Origin of the sequence: Caulobacter segnis ATCC 21756, from assembly GCF_000092285.1 — a bacterium.
Classification (GTDB): Bacteria; Pseudomonadota; Alphaproteobacteria; order Caulobacterales; family Caulobacteraceae; genus Caulobacter; species Caulobacter segnis.
In genome coordinates this window covers 4,393,981-4,411,031 of sequence record NC_014100.1, presented here as the reverse complement: position 1 = coordinate 4,411,031, position 17,051 = coordinate 4,393,981, and the positions used below count along the sequence as shown (strand labels likewise).

Below are 17,051 nucleotides of genomic sequence, written 5' to 3'. Positions count from 1 at the left end.
GGAAGCCCACAAGAGCTCAGTTCAGTCTCAGCCGCATCCGCTCACGCGCCGCCCGGGCCGCCATCGCCGCGCCGCCGTCCAGGACCTGGGCGCGGGACAGAGCCTGCAAAGCGCCCGCCAGCGCGCCCTGGCCCTCTCGAGCCGCCGCGACGTCCAGCCAGGGGCGGTGGTCATTGGGATTCAGCAGCGCGCGGCGCAGGGCGGAGCGCTCGGCGCGCACCCAGTCCTTGGCCTGCTGGGCGCGGGCGAAGATGTTGTTCTGTAGCCGGATCAACACGGCCCGATCCGAGATCGGCGCCATCAGCAGCTCCAGCCGCGCGGCGACATCGGGCATCAAGCCTGTTCGCAGGGCCCGCCGCGACAGCTCGGAGGGCAGGACCACGCGACCTTCGCTGAAGGGGTCCAGCGCCAGCGGGCCTTCGTCGGTTTCGATGCGCAGCAGGAAGTGGCCGGGGAAGTCGACGCCGTGGACCTCGAGACCCACGGCGCGGGCGGCGTGCAGATAGAAGACGCCCAGCGCCACCGGCAGACCCTTGCGGCGGTGCGCTATGGCGATGACGTCGGCGTTGTCCGGATGGTCATATGTCAGCACGTCGCCCGTCAGGCGAAGATCGCCCGCCAAGGCCTCGGCGATCGCCTCCTCCGGGGATTCAGACTCCAGGCGACGGCGCAGGCGCTCCACGGTCTCGGCGGCCAGGGCCAACGCCGCCGCAGTGTCTCGACTGGGGTCGTCATGCACTGCGCAGGCGAGCGCCGCCTCGAAAAGCGGAAAGCCCTCGTCTGGCCCTTCACCCGCACGGGTGAGAATGTCCTCGGCTTCCTCCCGCGTCATGCGCGTCCGCCTTGGGAAAGGTCAGCGCCCCACGCGTCGGCCAGATGGCGCGGCGCTTTGCCGGGGGATAGAGCGATGAGGTCGAGACGCGTCTCTAACGCGCGCAAGCCGGCTCGGTGCGCGGTCAAATGAGCGGCGGCGCGGCGAAGGCGATCGCGCTGGGTGGGCGTTACGGCGTCCAGAGCGTCCTCGATGGTGGCCCGTTGCTTGACCTCCACAACGGCCAGGACGCCGCCGCGTTGCGCCAGAAGATCGATTTCGCCCAGTGGCGTCGTCAGGCGGAAGCCCAGAATCCGATAGCCCTTGGCCATCAACCACAGCGCCGCCAGGACCTCGGCGCGCCGACCGAGCTTGCGCGCCGCCGCGCCCCGGATTTGGCGCGCGCTCGCCGTCATCCCGCCGCCTCCTCCTTGAGCGCGAGGGCTTGCCGATAGAGGTCTTTGCGCGACAGGCCGAAAACCTTGGCGACCTCGGAGGTCGCCTCACCGAGCGGAAGCCTCGTGAGGGCCTCGCGCAGGGCGGCCTCGACATCGTTCGCGCTCGCCGCCCTCTCGACGCCGGGGCCGACCAGGATGACGATCTCGCCCTTGGGCGCCTCGAACCTGGGATCGGCCGCCAGCTCGGTCAGGCTTCCGCGCACGCAGGTTTCGTAGAGCTTGGTCAACTCCCGGCAGACCGCCGCCGGGCGCGGTCCGAAGACGGCCGCCATGTCCGCGAGGCAGTCGGCGACCCGGGATGCGCCCTCGTAGAAGATGAGCGTGGCGCGGACATTGGCGAACTCCTCCAGGAAGGTGCGCCGCGCCGCGCTCTTGGGCGGGGGGAAGCCAGCGAACAGGAAACGATCGGTGGGCAGGCCCGCCAGCGTCAGCGCGGCCAGCGCCGCGGAGGCGCCGGGGATCGGGATCACCGGATGACCCGCAGCGATCGCTTCTCGCGCCAGGCGATAGCCTGGATCGGACACCATCGGCGTGCCGGCGTCCGACACCAGGGCGACTCGCTCGCCGGCCTCAAGGCGTTCAAGGATGCCGGGAATGGCGCGTTCGGCGACATGCTCGTCATGGCGCTCGAGTCGCGTGCGAATTCCGTATGCGGACAAAAGCTTTCCGGTGACGCGGGTGTCTTCGGCCAGAAGCACGTCGCAGCCCGCCAGCACGTCAAGCGCGCGCAACGTAATGTCGCGCAGGTTGCCGATCGGCGTCGCCACGAGATAGAGCCCCGGTGCGAGCGGCGCGTCGGATAACGCTGGCGGGGGGATCTGACGGCTCAAATCACGCGTCCTTTGGGTGTAGCTCAATCTTAGTTGGTAGCAGGCGTCCGCGCTAAACCTTCGCGGGCCATACTCATATCAGGTCGCAAGCACGCCTGTCAGCCGATCCAGGACCAGGCGCCCCGCCCGTGTCGCTCGCAAACGATTGGGGTCGTCCACAAGCAGGCCGGCCTCGACCAGATCGCGGACCTTGGGCGCGTCCGGTGAGAGGCCCAGCGGCGTCATTTCGGCGAAGGCCACGCCAGCGTCGATTCGCAGTCCCAGCACCAAACGCTCCTCGGCCGCCTCTTCCGGCGTCAGGATTTCCCGCGTGAAGCCGAGTCCGATCGTCTGGACGGCGGCCACGTACTCGCCGATCGCGCGGTGTGCGGTGGTGGCCGTGCGTCCCTCGGCCAGGGCGAGACGTCCGTGCGCCCCAGGACCGACGCCGACATAGTCCACGCCTTGCCAATAGACGAGGTTGTGCCGAGACCGCGCCGCCTCGCCCCGGGCGTGGTTCGACACCTCGTAAGCGTCGAAGCCTGCGGCTTCGAGAATTTCCTGGGTTGTTTCTCGAAAAGCGTGGCGGCGAGGTCTTCATTCGGGACCCTCAGGGTTCCCCGGCCCACGGCGCGGTCGAAGGCGGTGCCGGCCTCGATGGTGAGTTGGTAGGGCGAGACGTGTTCGGGGCCCTCGGCCAAGGCTTCCGCCAGCTCTGCGCGCCAGGCGGCGTCCGTCTGGCCGGGACGCGCGTAGATCAGGTCGATCGAAAGGCGCGGAAACGCCCGGCGCGCCGCGGCCATGGCCCGTCGCGCCGCACCGGCGTCATGATTGCGACCGAGCGTTTTCAAGGCGTCGTCGTCGAGCGCCTGGACGCCAAGGGAAAGTCGCTGGACGCCGGCGTTCCCCAAGGCCGCGAAGCGATCGCTCTCCGCGTCTGTCGGGTTGGCTTCCAGACTGATCTCAAGGTCGTTCGCCGGCGACCAGAGTCGTTTGGCCGTCTCGATCACGCGGGCGACCTGGGCCGGATCCATCAGCGAGGGCGTGCCGCCGCCGAAAAAGATCGACAGCAGCCTTCTTTCGCCGGTCAGCGCGCGCTGACCTTCCAGGTCCATCACGATGGCGTCGGCCAGCGCAGCTTGCTCGACGGTCCGCCCTCGATCGCGCACGACGTTGAAGTCGCAATAGGGGCAGATGCGCGCGCAGTACGGCCAATGGACGTAGACGCCCAGCGGAGCGGGATCACTCAAACAGCGCCGCCTTCAGCTTGGCGAAGGCTCGGGCGCGGTGGCTCATCGCGTCCTTCGCCGCGGGCTCCATCTCGCCGAAGGTCGTCTCATGGCCTGCGGGAATGAAGATCGGGTCGTAGCCGAATCCCCGGTCGCCACGCGGCGGGAACGTCAACATTCCGTCGATCCGGCCCTCGACGACCACCGCCGGCCCGTGGGGCCAGGCCACGGCCAGGGCCGAAGTGAACCAGGCCGAGCGGTCGTCGGAGCTTGTTTCTTCCAACCGCTCCTCGACCTTTCGCATAGCCGCCATGAAGTCCTTGCTCGGTCCCGCCCAGCGGGCCGAATAGACACCGGGCGAACCCTCAAGCGCCGCGACGGAGAGGCCCGAATCGTCCGCCAGGGCGACGAGGCCCGAGCGATCGGCTGCGTGGCGGGCCTTCAGAAGCGCATTGCCGACGAAGGTGCTCTCGGTCTCTTCCGGCTCCGGCAGGCCTAGCTGGCCAGCGGTGACGATCTCGAAGCGACCGTCCAGAAGCGCCATGATCTCGGGGACCTTGCCAGGATTGTGGGTGGCGGCCACAAGCTTCATCCCCATCTCAAGCTTCAGCGCCATTCGTCCCTCCGAGCACCAAGGAAAACAGATCGATGCGGCTCCTTTACTCCGCCCTGTCGCCTTTTGCGCGCAAGGTTCGCGTTCTGGCGCTGGAAAAAGGTCTGTCCGACCGGATCGCGCTGGAGCCCGCCACACCGTATCAGGACGACGCCGTCCGGTCGTTGAACCCGCTGAACAAGGTTCCGACCTTGGTCACGGACGAGGGCGAGGCCGTCTACGACTCCGCGGTGATCTGCGACTATCTCGACGGCCTCTCGGAGCCGCGTCTGATCCCTCCCGCCCAACCCGAACGTCACCGGGCCCTGACGCTGGAAGCCGCCGCGGACGGTATGGGCGATGCGGCGCTGTTGGTCGTCCGCGAGCGGATGCGACCCGAGGGGGAGCATCGGCAGGACTTGTTCGACCGCCAGCTCAAGGCGATCGCGGCGGCGCTCGACCTGTTCGATGGCGCGGGGCTTTCGGCCGATCGCTTTGGCGTTGGCGAGATCGCCGTGGCCGCTCAGCTCGGCTATCTCGACGCGCGCAAGGTGGTGGATTGGCGTGATGGGCGACCCGCGCTGGCGTCGTGGTTCGAGATCGTCTCGAAACGCGCGTCGATGGTGGCTAGCGATCCGAGCGCGGGCTGACTGTGGCCGCCGAGACACGTCCCTCGATGGCCGCGCAACATTACTAGAGTTTAATATCGTTTTTCGATAATCGCGATTGGCGGAACGGAAATCGGATCCTATTTGTTGATCGTGGGCGACGCCGGATCGTCGGCGCGCGCCCCACTTCTCAAACCGGAAAACCCGATGTCCGCCGCCAGCCTGTTCCGCCTCGCCGACAAGGTCGTCATGACCGCCATCACCGCCGCGTTGATCGTGGCTGTGCCGGTCTCGGCCGTGGCCTTCGTGGCGCAGACGCTCTAAGGGCCAAGTCCGGCGCGAGGCCGCCGTTTGACGTCTCCCGCGACGCGGGGCGTATTGTTCAGCGTCGCTGTCGGGGAGCAGCCATGCGCGCCTTGGGGCCAGGCTCCGTTTCGAGTTTCCTGAAGATCATCCTCGACGTGATCTACGTCGGGCTATGGATCTTCGTCAGTCTTCTGTCGCTGTTCACGCTGGTCGCCCTGCTGTTCAGCTTCAATCCCGAATTGCTGGCCTCGATGCTGCCGATCAGCGACGCGGTCGAAGCGGTGAGCCGTGACGGCCCGCTGTTCGCCGGCGCCCTGGCCGCCTGGGCGCTGTTGCTCGGTGGCTGGATGGTGATTGTCGAGCGCCTGCGGAAGATCTTCGCGACCCTGACCGCCGGCGACCCCTTCCACCCCGACAATGTCGTGCGCCTGCGCCTGATCGGCCTCGTGCTCGCCGGGCTGGAGGTCGGCCGCTACGTCTTCTCGGGCATGGCCCGGTGGCTGGCCCCCAAGACAAAGGTCATCGACGACAGCTTCACCCTGACCGCCTGGTTCTCGGTGCTGGTGGTGTTCGTTCTGGCCGAGGTGTTCCGCGAAGGCGCGCGCCTTCGCCGCGAAGCCGAACTGACGATCTGACCCGGAGCGACCTCTCTATGCCCGTCCGCGTGAACCTCGACCGCGTGCTGCTGGATCGCCGCATGTCGCTGACGGAATTGTCCGACCGTGTCGGCGTCACGATCGCCAATCTCTCGATCCTGAAGACCGGCAAGGCGCGGGCGGTGCGGTTCTCGACGCTGGACGCCCTGTGCCGCGAGCTGCAGTGCCAGCCGGGGGATCTGCTGACCTTCGAAAGCGGTCCGCCCAGCGGCTATGAGGAAGACTAGTTCAGGCGTCGCTTCTTGAGCAGCGTGTTGCGGTCCATCGAGCGAACCTCGACCTCGAAAGCGTCGCCTTCGCGCAGGATCTTGAGCGGCACCGTCACGCCGGCTTCGCCCAGGCTCCACATCACGGCGTAGAATTCCGTGAGGTCCGAGACAGGCTTGTCGTCGACTGCCAGGATAAGGTCGCCAGGCTTGATCTCCGCGCGAGCGGCTGGGCCTTTCGGCGAGACGCCCACCACCACGACGTGGTTTTCCATCTCTTGAGCGAAGACGCCGAGCCAGGGCCTGGGCGGATGGGGTGACCGACCCCGCGCCAGGTCGTCGAGGATGGGCGGCAGCAGTTCGGCCGGCACGAACATGTTGAGCGGCCGCGTCTCGCCATTCTGGTCGCGGCCTTCCAGCGTCAGCGAACCGAGGCCCACGAGGTCTCCATCGGGGCCGATCAGGGCCGCGCCGCTCCAATGCGGGTGCGCGGGCGCCGTGATGATCGCTTCGTCCAGCAGGTACTCCCAGTAGCCCGCAAAGGGGATGCGGGCCAAAACCTTCGTGGCGGCCGCGTGCGCCCGCCCGCCCGCGCCAGCGGCGATCACCGGGGCGCCGGCTTCGAGGTCCTTGGCGCTGCCCAGCCTCATAACCGGCAGATCCAGAGGCTCCAGAGCCTGGACCAGGCCAAGACCTGAACGGCTGTCGAGACCCAGCACGTGGGCCGGAATGCGGCGACCGTCACCTCTGGTCAGCATGACCCCTTCGGCCTCGGTAATCAGATAGGCCATGGTCAGCACCAATCCCGAGGGGCTGATGACCACGCCGTTGCCGACGCGCTCGGTCCCCAGGATCGCCGCCGTGTAGGCGTCAGACGGAACCTTCGCCTCCAGCGCGACGACGCTGGCCAAGGTCTGGTCCAGGTCGAACCGATAGGCTTCGGCCGACGGACGCAGGCGCGCTTCGACTTCGTAACCTTCGAACGGGGTGGGCACACAGAACTCCTGATCTACAGGATATGAATCTGGGTCCTGGCGCCGCCCCCGGCAAGGGCTTAGCCGCCGATCGCCGCGCGCTGGAGGGTGAAGAGTTCGCCGATGCCCTTCTCCGCCAGGCCGAACAGCGCCTCGAACTCGGCGCGGCTGAAGCCGCGCTTCTCGCCGGTGGCCTGGATTTCCACGATGTCCCCGGCGTTGGTCAGCACGAAGTTGCTATCGGCTTCGGCGCTGGAATCTTCCTCGTAGTCGAGGTCGAGGACGGGCGTGTCGTTGAAGACGCCGCACGAGACGGCCGCGACCTGGCCCACGATCGGGTCGGTCTTCAGAACGCCTTCGTCCAGCAGGTACTTGGTGGCCAGCCGTAGCGCGACCCAGGCGCCGGTGATTGCGGCGGTGCGGGTGCCGCCGTCGGCTTGCACGACATCGCAGTCCAACGTGATCTGGCGCTCGCCCAAAGCCTTGAGGTCGACGACGGCCCGAAGAGAGCGGCCGATCAGGCGCTGGATCTCCTGGGTGCGGCCACTCTGCTTGCCGGCGGCCGCTTCGCGGCGGCCCCGGCTGTGGGTGGCGCGAGGCAGCATGCCGTACTCGGCGGTGACCCAGCCCTGGCCCTTGTTGCGCAGCCAGCCGGGCAGGCTCTCCTCGACCGTGGCGGTGACCAGAACCTTGGTGTGGCCAAACGAAATGAGGCACGAGCCCTCGGCGTAGCGGTTGACGCCGGTTTCCAGCGTGACGGCGCGCATCTGGTCGGGGGCGCGTTCGGACGGACGCATGGGAAACTCCGGGGTTTGAATAGGTCGATGGGGCCGCTTATCCTATTGGCAGCGGAACTTGAAAGAGGCCGACTGCTTTTGTTCGCCCACCGGGTCCCAAACGACACGACTCGGGACGACACGCTCAGGATGACGTCGACATGACGCAGTTGTTTCCAGGGCCGATCGTCCGCACGCCCGGTCTCACCGATCTGGACGCCCGCGCCCGCGACATTTTCCGGCGTGTGGTGGAATCCTATCTCGAGACGGGCGAGCCTGTCGGCTCGCGGACGATCTCCAAGGGTGGCGTGGCTTTGTCGCCCGCCTCGATCCGCAACACCATGCAGGATCTGGCGCAGCTGGGCCTGCTGGACGCGCCACACACCAGCGCGGGCCGCATGCCGACCCATGCCGGCCTGCGCATGTTCGTCGACGGCTTTCTGGAGGTCGGCGACGTCGCCGAGGCCGAGAAGCAGGCGATCGAGGCGCGACTGGCGGTCAAGGGCCGCTCCTTTGAGGAGGCTTTGGCCGAGGCTTCTGCGGTGCTGTCGGGCTTGGCCGGCGGCGCCGGGATTGTCGTGACGCCAGTCCGCGAAGGCGGCGTCAAGCACGTGGAGTTCGTGCCGCTGGGCGGCGGCCAGGTGCTGGCGGTCATGGTCTTCGAGGACGGCCAGGTCGAGAACCGGCTGATGCGCCAGGCGCCGGGCGTGACGCCCTCGGCGCTGCAAGAGGCCAGCAACTTTCTCAACGCCCGCCTGCGAGGCCGCACCCTCAGCGAGGCCCGCGTCGAGATGGGCGCCGAACTGGACTTCGCGCGCCGCCAACTGGACGAGACGGCCGCCCGCCTGGTCGAGGACGGACTCGCGGCGTGGAGCGGTGGAGAGGGCGACGCCCGTTCGCTGATCGTCCGGGGGCAGGCCAACCTGCTGGCTGACGCCCGAGCCCGCGAGGACATCGACCGGGTTCGTCAGCTGTTCGACGACCTGGAGCAGAAAGGACAGCTGATCGGCCTTCTGGACGATGTGCGCGACGCCGAGGGCGTGCGCATCTATATCGGGGCCGAAACGCGTCTGTTTTCGCTTTCGGGTTCCTCCGTGATCGCGGCGCCCTATATGACAGGCCGGCAGAAGGTGCTGGGCGCGATCGGCGTGATCGGACCCGCCCGCTTGAACTACGCCCGTGTCATCCCGCTGGTGGATTATACCGCCCGGGTGCTCGGACGCATGATGGATGGATAAGGACCTCAAGAGATGACCGACGAACAAACGCCGGCTGAAGACACGACGTTCGAGACCGAAGATCTCGCCCAAGAGGTCGAGGCGCTGAAGGCCGAGGTGGCCGCTCTGAAGGAGCAGGCCCTGCGCTACGCCGCCGAGGCCGAGAACACCAAGCGCCGAGCTGAGCGCGAGATGAACGACGCGCGCGCCTACGCGATCCAGAAGTTCGCCCGCGACCTCCTGGGCGCGGCCGACAACCTGGCTCGGGCGACGGCCCACAGCCCGCGCGACTCGGCCGATCCGGTCGTGAAGAACTTCGTCATCGGCGTCGAGATGACCGAGAAGGAGCTGCTCACGGCCTTCGAGCGCAACGGCCTGAAGAAGATCGATCCGGCCAAGGGCGAGAAGTTCGACCCGCACCTGCACCAGGCGATGATGGAGCAGCCGTCGGACGAGGTCGCCGCTGGCGGCGTCGTCGCGGTCCTGCAGGCCGGCTACGAGTTGATGGGGCGCCTCGTGCGCCCCGCCATGGTCGCGGTCGCCGCCAAGGGCTCGACTGGTCCGGCCGCGGCCGAAGCCTCGGTCGGGGGTAATCCCTACGCCGAAGCGGCTTCCGACGCCGACGGTTCGGGTGGCTCTCTCGACACCAAGGCCTGAGCTTCCTCGATTTTGCCTCTTGGGGCGCGCAAATGAAGGGCGCGCCCCCTTTCCCCCTTCGCGCTTTGCGATAATGTCGGCGGTCCAATCATCACGGGGGTAGCGGGCGATTCTGTTTTCGGGCGCTCGCACGATCTGGACCGGACTATGAAGCTTACCATCGAACGGGCGGCGCTCCTGAAGGCGCTGGGGCACGTGCAGAGCGTCGTCGCGAGCGGCGTAACACCATCCCGATCCTGTCGAACATCCTGTTGTCGGCCGAGCGCGACCAGCTGTCGTTCTCCGCGACCGACCTGGACATGGAGATCATCGACGAGGGCCTGGCCCAGATCGATGTGCCTGGCCAGATCACGGCGCCCGCCCACACGCTCTACGAAATCGTCCGCAAGCTGCCGGACGGCGCCGACGTCTCGCTGAGCTTCAGCGGCGATGATCCGCGCCTCGTGATCCAGGCGGGCCGCTCGCGGTTCAACCTGCCGGTGCTGCCGGCCGGCGACTTCCCGGTGATGAGCAGCGACGGTCTTTCGGGCCGCATCGCGGTGGACACCAACGAGTTGATCCGCCTGATCGACAAGACCCGTTTCGCGATCTCGACCGAAGAGACTCGCTACTACCTGAACGGCCTCTATCTCCACACCGTCAACGACGGCGGCGAGACCAAGCTGCGCGCCGTGGCCACCGATGGTCACCGCCTGGCCCTGGCCGAGATGCCGGCGCCCGAAGGCGCGGTGGGTCTGCCGGGCGTGATCGTGCCGCGCAAGACCATCGCCGAGGCCCGCCGCCTGATGGAGTCGGCCGGCGAGACGGTCGACCTGCAGGTCTCGCCCCAGAAGGTCCGCTTCGAGTTCGGCGCGGCCGCCCTGACCTCCAAGGTCATCGACGGCGCCTTCCCGGACTACATGCGCGTCATTCCACGCGACAACGCCAAGATCCTGACGCTCGACAACGACCTGTTCGCCAAGGCCGTCGACCGCGTGGCGACGATCTCGGCCGAGAAGAGCCGCTCGGTGAAGCTGGCGGTCGAGCCGGGCCGCATCACCCTGACGGTCCGCAACATGGAAGCCGGCCAGGCGGTCGAAGAGGTCGAGGTCGACTACGACGGCGAGCCCTTCGAAATCGGCTTCAACGCCCGCTACCTGCTGGACGTCTGCGGCCAGATCGCCGGTCCGCAGGCCGAGTTCCGCTTCGCCGATCCAGCCAGTCCGACCCTGGTGGTCGATCCGGTGGACCCCGGCGTGAAGTACGTTCTGATGCCGCTGCGGGTCTGATCCGCGGTCTTTTCCGAGTTCAAGGACGGGCGCTTACAGGCGCCCGTTCTGCTGTCTGGGGTCTCGCATGAAGAAGCTGCTCGTCGCCTCCGTCGCCGTCCTGGCCTTGGCCTCCGCCGCGCCGGCCTTCTCGCAGGCCGTCGAGCGCCGCGAAATCGGCAATCAGATCCTCGAGAATGTGCCGGTCGCGCCGTCTTCGATCCGTGAAGGCCTGGCGCGCTACCAGAACGCCCGATCCGCCGCGTTCGGCGATTGGCTGTCGGACGGCGGCATGTTGATCACCACGCGGTTCGGCAACACCAATCAGCTGCATGTGGTCAGCGCGCCTGGCGCGGATCGCAGCCAGATCACCTTCTATGACGAGCCTGTGGCCTCGCCCCACGTCTTGCCGAACGGCCAAATCCTGTTCTCCAAGGACACCGGCGGCGACGAGTGGTTCCAGCTTTTCCTGCGCGGTCCCGACGGCAAGACCGTCCAACTGACCGAGCCCGCCACCCGCAACGGCTCGCCGGCCTGGTCCAAGGACGGTTCGGTTCTGGTCTGGTCGCGCGCGGTCAAGGGCTCGGCGAACTATGACGTGCTGATGCGCGACGCGTCGGGCGCGACCAAGGTGATCTTCAAGGGCGAGGGTCAGGTCTCGCCGATGGCGGTGTCGCCCGATGGGAAGACCGTGCTGCTGGGGCGTTACTTCTCGATCGTCGAATCCAAGCGCTGGCTGCTCGACGTGGCCAGCGGGAAGCTGACCGAACTGAACCCCTCGAAGGGCAAGGTCGCCTATCAGGGCGGATCGTTCACGCCGGACGGCAAATCTGTGTTGCTGCTTTCGGACGAGGGTTCGGACTTCCAGCGTCTCGTACGGATCGACCTGGCGACCGGCGCGAAGAGCATCGTGTCCGGGGACCGGCCCTGGGACGTCGAGGAATTTGCGCTCTCGGGTGACGGACGGATTTTGGCCTATGTCGTCAACGAGGACGGTTATTCGAAACTGATCGTCCAGGACTTCATCACGCGCCGGGCGCTGCCCCAGCCCTCCCCTGCCCGCCGGCGTGGTCAGCAACCTGGTCTTTTCGGCGGACGGCGCAAAACTGGGCTTCAGTCTCGCGACGCCGACGTCCGTCAGCGACGCCTGGAGTTGGGGCGTGGTCGACGGCAAGCTGGAGCGCTGGACGGCTTCGGAGTTGGGCGGTCTCGACTCCGAGGCGCTGACGGCGCCGACGCTGATCCGTTACCCGTCGTTCGACAAGCGCTCGATCCCCGCCTTCCTCTACAAGCCCAAGCTGGCGGCGGGCCAGAAGGCGCCGGTGATCATCGATATCCACGGCGGACCGGAAGGCCAGTCGCGGCCCACTTTCAACGCCTTCCACCAGCACAGCGTCGCCGAACTGGGCGCGGCGGTGATCGTCACGAACGTTCGTGGCTCCAGCGGTTACGGCAAGACCTACCTGAACCTCGACAACGCCGAGAAACGCGAGGATTCGGTCAAGGACATCGGCGCGCTGCTCGACTGGATCGCGACCCAGCCCGACCTCGATTCCAGCCGGGTCGTCGTCTATGGCCAGTCGTACGGCGGCTACATGTCTCTGGCCGTCATGACCCACTATTCCGACCGTATGGCCGGCGGGGTCGAGCGTTACGGGATCAGCAATTTCGTCTCGTTCCTCCAGAACACCGAAGCCTACCGCCGCGACCTGCGCCGCGCCGAGTATGGCGACGAGCGCGATCCCAAAATGTTGAAGGCGTTCGAGACGATGTCGCCGCTCAACAATGTCGGCAAGATCAACAAGCCGATGCTGGTCATGCAGGGTTGGAACGATCCGCGCGTCCCCAAGTCCGAGTCCGACCAGGTTGTCGCCAAGCTGCGTGAGCAGGGCGTGGAGACCTGGTACGTGCAGTTCAAGGACGAGGGTCACGGCTTCCTGAAGAAGGCCAATAACGACCGCCGCCGCGAGGTGGAGACACAGTTCCTGCGCAAGGTCCTCGGCCTGGGCCAATAGTTCGTCCGGTTGCGATCACGCCAAGCTCATGCCAAGGTCCGTTTTCTAAGAAAACGGGAGGTGGCCATGGCCAAGGTGAACTATGTGACGGTCGGCTCGAACGATCTGGAGAAGGCCAAGGCCTTCTACGACGCTCTCCTGGGCTCGATCGGCTTCAAGCCGCTGTTCGACCATCCTTCGGGCGGTCGCCTTTACCGCGGCGACGGCTGCATGTTCGGCGTGCTCGGCCCCTATGACGGGAATCCGGCCTGTGTCGGCAACGGCATGATGGGCGGGTTCGCATTCGACACGGTCGAGGAGGTTGACGCCTTTCACGCCAAGGCGATCGAACTCGGCGGCAAGGACGAGGGCGCTCCAGGCTCGCGCATGCCCAAAGCCTACTTCGCCTATTTCCGCGATCTCGATGGCAACAAGCTCTGCGGCTACAGGATCGGTTAAGGCGCAAGCTTTCGCCATTATCCCGACCTGTTGCGGCCAAGGTGCTGGCGCATGTCCGTACTCTCACGGAGTCTGGACATGCGCATTTCCTGGGAACGCGTCGCCGCGGTCGTTCTGAGTGTCGGCGTCTGGGCGGTCGTCCTGGTGGGCGGGCGGCATATGATTCACCTCCTTCGGGGCGATCTTCAGGCCTTCGCGCATTTGGCGACCGGGGGCGGCCGCTTCACCTGAAGTCCGAGGCTGCGTATCTCGCGTGAAGTGCTATTAGGCGCTTATGGCGTCGGCCGCTTTGCTTTCCCTGACACTGACCGACTTCCGCTCCTACGAGCGCGCGCGACTCGAGACGAGCGGGCGCAGCGTCTATCTGTTCGGCCCTAACGGCGCTGGGAAGACCAACCTGCTGGAAGCCATCAGCCTTCTGACGCCCGGCAAGGGGCTGCGAGGCGCCAACCTCGCCGAGGTTGGACGAAGGCTTCCCGGCGAGGCGACTGGCCGACCATGGGCTGTCGCGGCGGAGGTCGAGAGCGGCCCCGACGCGCCCGTTCGGATCGGAACGGGCGTCGAGCAGGGCGGCGCCAGCCGTCGGACGGTTCGCCTCGACGGTGAAACCGTCTCACCGGGCCGCTTGGCCGATCACGTCCGGCCAATCTGGCTCACCCCCGCCCAGGATCGCCTTTTCCTGGAAGCGGCGTCGGAGCGCCGGCGTTTCTTTGACCGGCTCGTCTTCGCCGGCGAGCCTCAGCATGCGGCGAACGCCAACGCCTATGACAAGGCCCAACGCGAACGGATGCGTCTTCTGATCGAGGCGGTCGAACGCGGAGCGCCACCCGATGCGACTTGGCTCAACGCATTGGAGGCGAGGCTGGCCGAGAGCGGCGCGCTGATGGCGCAAGCCCGGGCTCGCACGCTCCAGGCCTTGCAGGCCGAGATCGATGGACGCGGCGATCGTCCTTTCCCCCAGGCGCGCCTGACCTTGACCGGCGATTGGGAAAAGCTCGCGCTGGAAGGCGTTCCCTTCGCTGAAATAGAAGAGAAGCTCGCCGCTGCGCTCCTGTCCGCCAGGGCAAGAGATGGCGCCGCCGGACGGGCCCTGACGGGTCCGCACCGGGGCGATCTGGCCATCTTCCATGTCGAGAAAGACCGGCCCGCGGCCGAATGCTCGACTGGGGAGCAGAAAGCGCTGATTTTGAACCTCGTTTTGGCCCAGGCCGCGCGACTTTCGCGTGCGGAATCCGCGCCGAATCCTGTAATATTGCTCGACGAAGTCGCCGCGCATCTCGATCTTGCGAGACGAGCCGCATTGGCCGACGAACTCACGGCGCTCAAGCTCCAGGCCTTCCTCACCGGCACGGACGAGTCGCTGTTCGACCATCTCAAGGGTCGGGCGCTAGGTGTTCGCGTGTGCGACGCCGGCCTGACTACTCTGGAAGACGAATGACCGAGAACACCGAAGACCAAGTTCCCGAACTGTCGACCCCGGAAATGACGACCGAGGAAGCCGCCGCCCAGTACGGCGCCGACTCGATCAAGGTGCTGAAAGGCCTCGACGCCGTTCGCAAACGCCCGGGCGATGTACATCGGTGACACCGACGACGGCTCGGGCCTGCACCACATGGTCTATGAGGTGGTCGACAACGCCATCGACGAGGCCCTCGCCGGGCACGCGACCAAGGTCCAGGTGATCCTGAACGCCGACGGCTCGGTGACGGTCACCGATGACGGACGCGGCATCCCGGTCGACATGCACGAGGGCGAAGGCGTCTCGGCGGCCGAGGTCATCATGACCCAGCTGCACGCTGGCGGTAAGTTCGACCAGAACAGCTACAAGGTCTCGGGCGGCCTGCACGGCGTGGGCGTCTCGGTGGTCAACGCGCTATCGGACTGGCTGGAGCTGCTGATCCACCGCAACGGCAAGGTCCACCAGATGCGCTTCGAGCGCGGCGACGCCGTGACCTCGCTGAAAGTGACCGGCGACTCCCCCGTGCGTCAGGAGGGGCCGAAGGCGGGCGAGACCCTGACCGGCACCGAGGTGACCTTCTTCCCGTCACGGGACACCTTCGCGTTCATCGAGTTCGACCGGAAAACGCTGGAACACCGCCTGCGCGAGCTGGCGTTCCTGAACTCGGGCGTGACGATCTGGTTCAAGGACCATCGCGACGCCGAGCCCTGGGAGGAAAAGCTCCACTACGAGGGCGGCATCGAGGCGTTCGTTCGCCACCTGGACAAGGCCAAGACGCCGCTGCTCAAGGCTCCGATCTCGGTTCGCGGTCTGAAGGACAAGGTCGAGGTCGATCTCGCGCTCTGGTGGAACGACAGCTACCACGAGCAGATGCTGTGCTTCACCAACAACATCCCGCAGCGGGACGGCGGCACGCACCTCTCGGCCTTCCGCGCGGCCCTGACCCGGATCATCACCAACTACGCCGAGAGCTCGGGGATCCTGAAGAAGGAGAAGGTCAATCTGGGCGGCGAGGACGCCCGCGAGGGCCTGACCTGCGTCCTGTCGGTCAAGGTGCCGGACCCCAAGTTCAGCTCGCAGACCAAGGACAAGCTGGTCTCGTCCGAAGTGCGTCCGGCCGTTGAAGGTCTGGTGCAGGAAGGCCTGGCGACTTGGTTCGAAGAACACCCGAACGAGGCGCGGGCTATCGTGTCGAAGATCGCGGAGGCCGCGGCGGCCCGCGAAGCCGCCCGCAAGGCGCGCGAGCTGACCCGTCGCAAGAGCGCGCTCGACATCACCTCTCTGCCAGGCAAGCTCGCCGATTGCTCGGAACGGGATCCGGCCAAGTCCGAGATCTTCATCGTCGAGGGGGACTCGGCTGGTGGCTCCGCCAAGCAGGCCCGCAACCGCGACAATCAGGCCGTTCTGCCGCTGCGCGGCAAGATCCTGAACGTCGAGCGCGCGCGCTTCGACAAGATGTTGTCATCGGACCAGATCGGCACGCTGATCACCGCTCTGGGCGCGGGCATCGGTCGCGACGATTTCAATCCGGACAAGGTGCGATACCACAAGATCGTGCTGATGACCGACGCCGACGTCGACGGCGCGCACATCCGGACGCTGCTTTTGACCTTCTTCTACCGGCAGATGCCGGAGCTGATCGAGCGCGGTTACATCTATATTGCTCAGCCCCCGCTTTATAAGGCCAGTAAGGGCAAGTCTTCTCGTTACCTGAAGGATGACGCCGAGATGGACGCGTTCCTGGTCGACGAGGGTGTCGACGGGGCTGAGCTGGACCTTTCGTCCGGCGAGCGTCTGATCGGCCAGGACCTGCTGGCCCTCGTCCAGACCTGCCGCTCCGCCAAGGGCAATATCGACCGTCTGGCGGCGCGCGCGCCGGCGACCGCCATCGAGCAGGCCGCTCTAGCGGGCCTGCTGGGTGACGCGCCCGATCCCGCCGCCGCGGCGCGCCGCCTCGATCTCTACGCCGAGGAGGGCGACGGCCCCTGGAGCGGCGAGCGCGGTGATACCGGCTTTGTGTTCAGCCGCGTGCGCCGCGGCGTCTCCGAGCGCGTGGTGCTCGACGACGTCCTGCTCCACGCCGCCGACGCGCGTCGCCTGGCGGAGCGCGCGGTCAGGCTGGCGGAGATCTTCTCCGGTCGCGCCGTGTTCCGCCGCAAGGACAAGTCGACCACTGTCCGTGGGCCCCTTGACCTCGTGAACGCCGTGCTCGACGCCGGACGCAAAGGGCTGACGATCCAGCGCTACAAGGGGCTCGGTGAGATGAACCCCGAGCAGCTATGGGAGACGACGCTGGACGCCGAGGCGCGCACCCTGTTGCAGGTCCGCGTCAACCATGCTGATGACGCTGACGACATGTTCAGCCGGCTGATGGGCGACCTTGTCGAGCCGCGTCGCGAGTTCATCCAGGAGAACGCGTTGGACGCCGAGGTTGACGTCTAACCCCTCGCAAACGATTGTTTTCTGAGCGCCGGGCGCCCGTTTCAAGGGCGTTCCGGCGTTTTCACATCGTGGAGGCGACAAGAAGCGGCAGGCGTGGTGTCATGCCGTCGCGCGGTCATGGCGACGGCGTCATCTTCCTGGAGGTAGGTGA

At 66.8% G+C, this 17,051-nt stretch carries 17 protein-coding genes and 3 pseudogenes; 12 read left to right on the top strand and 8 right to left on the bottom strand.

Going from position 1 to position 17,051, the window contains the following annotated elements; translation table 11 throughout:
- Window positions 1-16: 16 nt before the first annotated feature.
- The 5 genes and pseudogenes from CSEG_RS20115 to rdgB all read right to left on the bottom strand — a co-directional run bounded on the left by CSEG_RS20115 (window position 17) and on the right by rdgB (window position 3,923).
- The gene (locus tag CSEG_RS20115) at window positions 17-832 is read right to left on the bottom strand and encodes a SirB1 family protein (RefSeq protein ID WP_013081070.1); all 816 of its coding nucleotides are present in this window, start codon (window positions 830-832) and stop codon (window positions 17-19) included.
- Complete coding sequence (locus CSEG_RS20110) at window positions 829-1,227, bottom strand: YraN family protein (RefSeq protein WP_013081069.1); 399 nt, start codon at window positions 1,225-1,227, stop codon at window positions 829-831. The genes CSEG_RS20115 and CSEG_RS20110 overlap by 4 nt, the downstream gene beginning before the upstream one ends.
- Window positions 1,224-2,099: a 16S rRNA (cytidine(1402)-2'-O)-methyltransferase gene (gene rsmI / locus CSEG_RS20105; protein WP_013081068.1), complete on the bottom strand. Its 876-nt coding sequence runs from the start codon at window positions 2,097-2,099 to the stop codon at window positions 1,224-1,226. The genes CSEG_RS20110 and rsmI overlap by 4 nt, the downstream gene beginning before the upstream one ends.
- Window positions 2,100-2,177: 78 nt before the next feature.
- A pseudogene (hemW, locus tag CSEG_RS20100) lies at window positions 2,178-3,328 on the bottom strand (radical SAM family heme chaperone HemW).
- Window positions 3,321-3,923 carry an RdgB/HAM1 family non-canonical purine NTP pyrophosphatase gene (gene rdgB / locus CSEG_RS20095; protein WP_013081067.1) on the bottom strand — a complete coding sequence of 201 codons (603 nt, stop codon included), beginning with the start codon at window positions 3,921-3,923 and terminating at the stop codon, window positions 3,321-3,323. Before rdgB ends, hemW begins: the two are co-directional and overlap by 8 nt.
- Window positions 3,924-3,955: 32 nt before the next feature.
- On the opposite strand from rdgB, the gene CSEG_RS20090 reads away from it, so the two are divergent.
- From CSEG_RS20090 to CSEG_RS20075, 4 genes are all read left to right on the top strand, one after another.
- Window positions 3,956-4,549, top strand: coding sequence for a glutathione S-transferase N-terminal domain-containing protein (locus tag CSEG_RS20090; protein ID WP_013081066.1), 594 nt, complete (start codon window positions 3,956-3,958; stop codon window positions 4,547-4,549).
- A gap of 165 nt (window positions 4,550-4,714) precedes the next feature.
- On the top strand, window positions 4,715-4,831 hold the full coding sequence (locus CSEG_RS20085) for a hypothetical protein (protein WP_013081065.1): 117 nt from the start codon (window positions 4,715-4,717) through the stop codon (window positions 4,829-4,831).
- 83 nt (window positions 4,832-4,914) lie between these two features.
- Complete coding sequence (locus tag CSEG_RS20080) at window positions 4,915-5,448, top strand: DUF2975 domain-containing protein (RefSeq protein ID WP_013081064.1); 534 nt, start codon at window positions 4,915-4,917, stop codon at window positions 5,446-5,448.
- A gap of 17 nt (window positions 5,449-5,465) precedes the next feature.
- Entirely contained in the window at window positions 5,466-5,696 is a 231-nt protein-coding gene (locus CSEG_RS20075; protein ID WP_013081063.1) for a helix-turn-helix domain-containing protein, read from the top strand.
- Here CSEG_RS20075 and CSEG_RS20070 read toward each other — a convergent pair.
- Window positions 5,693-6,670, bottom strand: a complete 978-nt coding sequence (locus CSEG_RS20070) for a S1C family serine protease (RefSeq protein ID WP_013081062.1) — start codon at window positions 6,668-6,670, stop codon at window positions 5,693-5,695. The genes CSEG_RS20075 and CSEG_RS20070 overlap by 4 nt on opposite strands.
- Before the next feature lie 59 nt (window positions 6,671-6,729).
- On the bottom strand, window positions 6,730-7,446 hold the full coding sequence (gene rph / locus CSEG_RS20065; protein ID WP_013081061.1) for a ribonuclease PH: 717 nt from the start codon (window positions 7,444-7,446) through the stop codon (window positions 6,730-6,732).
- Window positions 7,447-7,586: 140 nt separating this feature from the next.
- Here rph and hrcA point away from each other — a divergent pair, with 140 nt between their 5' ends.
- The 3 genes and pseudogenes from hrcA (at window position 7,587) to dnaN (ending at window position 10,567) form a co-directional block, all read left to right on the top strand.
- Window positions 7,587-8,663 carry a heat-inducible transcriptional repressor HrcA gene (gene hrcA, locus CSEG_RS20060; protein ID WP_013081060.1) on the top strand — a complete coding sequence of 359 codons (1,077 nt, stop codon included), beginning with the start codon at window positions 7,587-7,589 and terminating at the stop codon, window positions 8,661-8,663.
- A gap of 12 nt (window positions 8,664-8,675) precedes the next feature.
- Window positions 8,676-9,299 carry a nucleotide exchange factor GrpE gene (gene grpE, locus CSEG_RS20055; RefSeq protein ID WP_013081059.1) on the top strand — a complete coding sequence of 208 codons (624 nt, stop codon included), beginning with the start codon at window positions 8,676-8,678 and terminating at the stop codon, window positions 9,297-9,299.
- 147 nt (window positions 9,300-9,446) lie between these two features.
- Window positions 9,447-10,567: pseudogene (dnaN, locus tag CSEG_RS20050) on the top strand (DNA polymerase III subunit beta).
- A gap of 19 nt (window positions 10,568-10,586) precedes the next feature.
- Here the strand turns inward: dnaN and CSEG_RS23490 are convergent.
- The gene (locus CSEG_RS23490) at window positions 10,587-11,045 is read right to left on the bottom strand and encodes a hypothetical protein (RefSeq protein WP_244264916.1); all 459 of its coding nucleotides are present in this window, start codon (window positions 11,043-11,045) and stop codon (window positions 10,587-10,589) included.
- Window positions 11,046-11,613: 568 nt separating this feature from the next.
- Between CSEG_RS23490 and CSEG_RS23020 the strand changes: the two genes are divergently transcribed.
- From CSEG_RS23020 to gyrB, 5 genes and pseudogenes are all read left to right on the top strand, one after another.
- Complete coding sequence (locus tag CSEG_RS23020) at window positions 11,614-12,561, top strand: alpha/beta hydrolase family protein (protein WP_208854792.1); 948 nt, start codon at window positions 11,614-11,616, stop codon at window positions 12,559-12,561.
- A gap of 66 nt (window positions 12,562-12,627) precedes the next feature.
- Window positions 12,628-12,999 (top strand): VOC family protein, encoded by a 372-nt coding sequence (locus CSEG_RS20040; RefSeq protein ID WP_013081058.1) that lies wholly within the window; start codon window positions 12,628-12,630, stop codon window positions 12,997-12,999.
- 78 nt (window positions 13,000-13,077) lie between these two features.
- Complete coding sequence (locus CSEG_RS22940) at window positions 13,078-13,230, top strand: hypothetical protein (RefSeq protein ID WP_013081057.1); 153 nt, start codon at window positions 13,078-13,080, stop codon at window positions 13,228-13,230.
- Between the two features lie 43 nt (window positions 13,231-13,273).
- A complete protein-coding gene (gene recF / locus CSEG_RS20030; RefSeq protein ID WP_013081056.1) occupies window positions 13,274-14,437 on the top strand; it encodes a DNA replication/repair protein RecF in 1,164 nt (387 codons plus the stop codon).
- Window positions 14,434-16,900: pseudogene (gene gyrB / locus CSEG_RS20025) on the top strand (DNA topoisomerase (ATP-hydrolyzing) subunit B). The gene recF and the pseudogene gyrB overlap by 4 nt, the downstream one beginning before the upstream one ends.
- The last annotated feature ends 151 nt before the right edge of the window (window positions 16,901-17,051 follow it).

Coding starts and splice junctions, on each gene's coding strand:
- CSEG_RS20115 (WP_013081070.1), bottom strand. CDS start 832: ATGACGCGGGAGGAAGCCGAGGACATTCTCACCCGTGCGGGTGAAGGG.
- CSEG_RS20110 (WP_013081069.1), bottom strand. CDS start 1,227: ATGACGGCGAGCGCGCGCCAAATCCGGGGCGCGGCGGCGCGCAAGCTC.
- rdgB (WP_013081067.1), bottom strand. CDS start 3,923: ATGGCGCTGAAGCTTGAGATGGGGATGAAGCTTGTGGCCGCCACCCAC.
- CSEG_RS20090 (WP_013081066.1), top strand. CDS start 3,956: ATGCGGCTCCTTTACTCCGCCCTGTCGCCTTTTGCGCGCAAGGTTCGC.
- CSEG_RS20085 (WP_013081065.1), top strand. CDS start 4,715: ATGTCCGCCGCCAGCCTGTTCCGCCTCGCCGACAAGGTCGTCATGACC.
- CSEG_RS20080 (WP_013081064.1), top strand. CDS start 4,915: ATGCGCGCCTTGGGGCCAGGCTCCGTTTCGAGTTTCCTGAAGATCATC.
- CSEG_RS20075 (WP_013081063.1), top strand. CDS start 5,466: ATGCCCGTCCGCGTGAACCTCGACCGCGTGCTGCTGGATCGCCGCATG.
- rph (WP_013081061.1), bottom strand. CDS start 7,446: ATGCGTCCGTCCGAACGCGCCCCCGACCAGATGCGCGCCGTCACGCTG.
- hrcA (WP_013081060.1), top strand. CDS start 7,587: ATGACGCAGTTGTTTCCAGGGCCGATCGTCCGCACGCCCGGTCTCACC.
- grpE (WP_013081059.1), top strand. CDS start 8,676: ATGACCGACGAACAAACGCCGGCTGAAGACACGACGTTCGAGACCGAA.
- CSEG_RS20040 (WP_013081058.1), top strand. CDS start 12,628: ATGGCCAAGGTGAACTATGTGACGGTCGGCTCGAACGATCTGGAGAAG.
- CSEG_RS22940 (WP_013081057.1), top strand. CDS start 13,078: ATGCGCATTTCCTGGGAACGCGTCGCCGCGGTCGTTCTGAGTGTCGGC.
- recF (WP_013081056.1), top strand. CDS start 13,274: ATGGCGTCGGCCGCTTTGCTTTCCCTGACACTGACCGACTTCCGCTCC.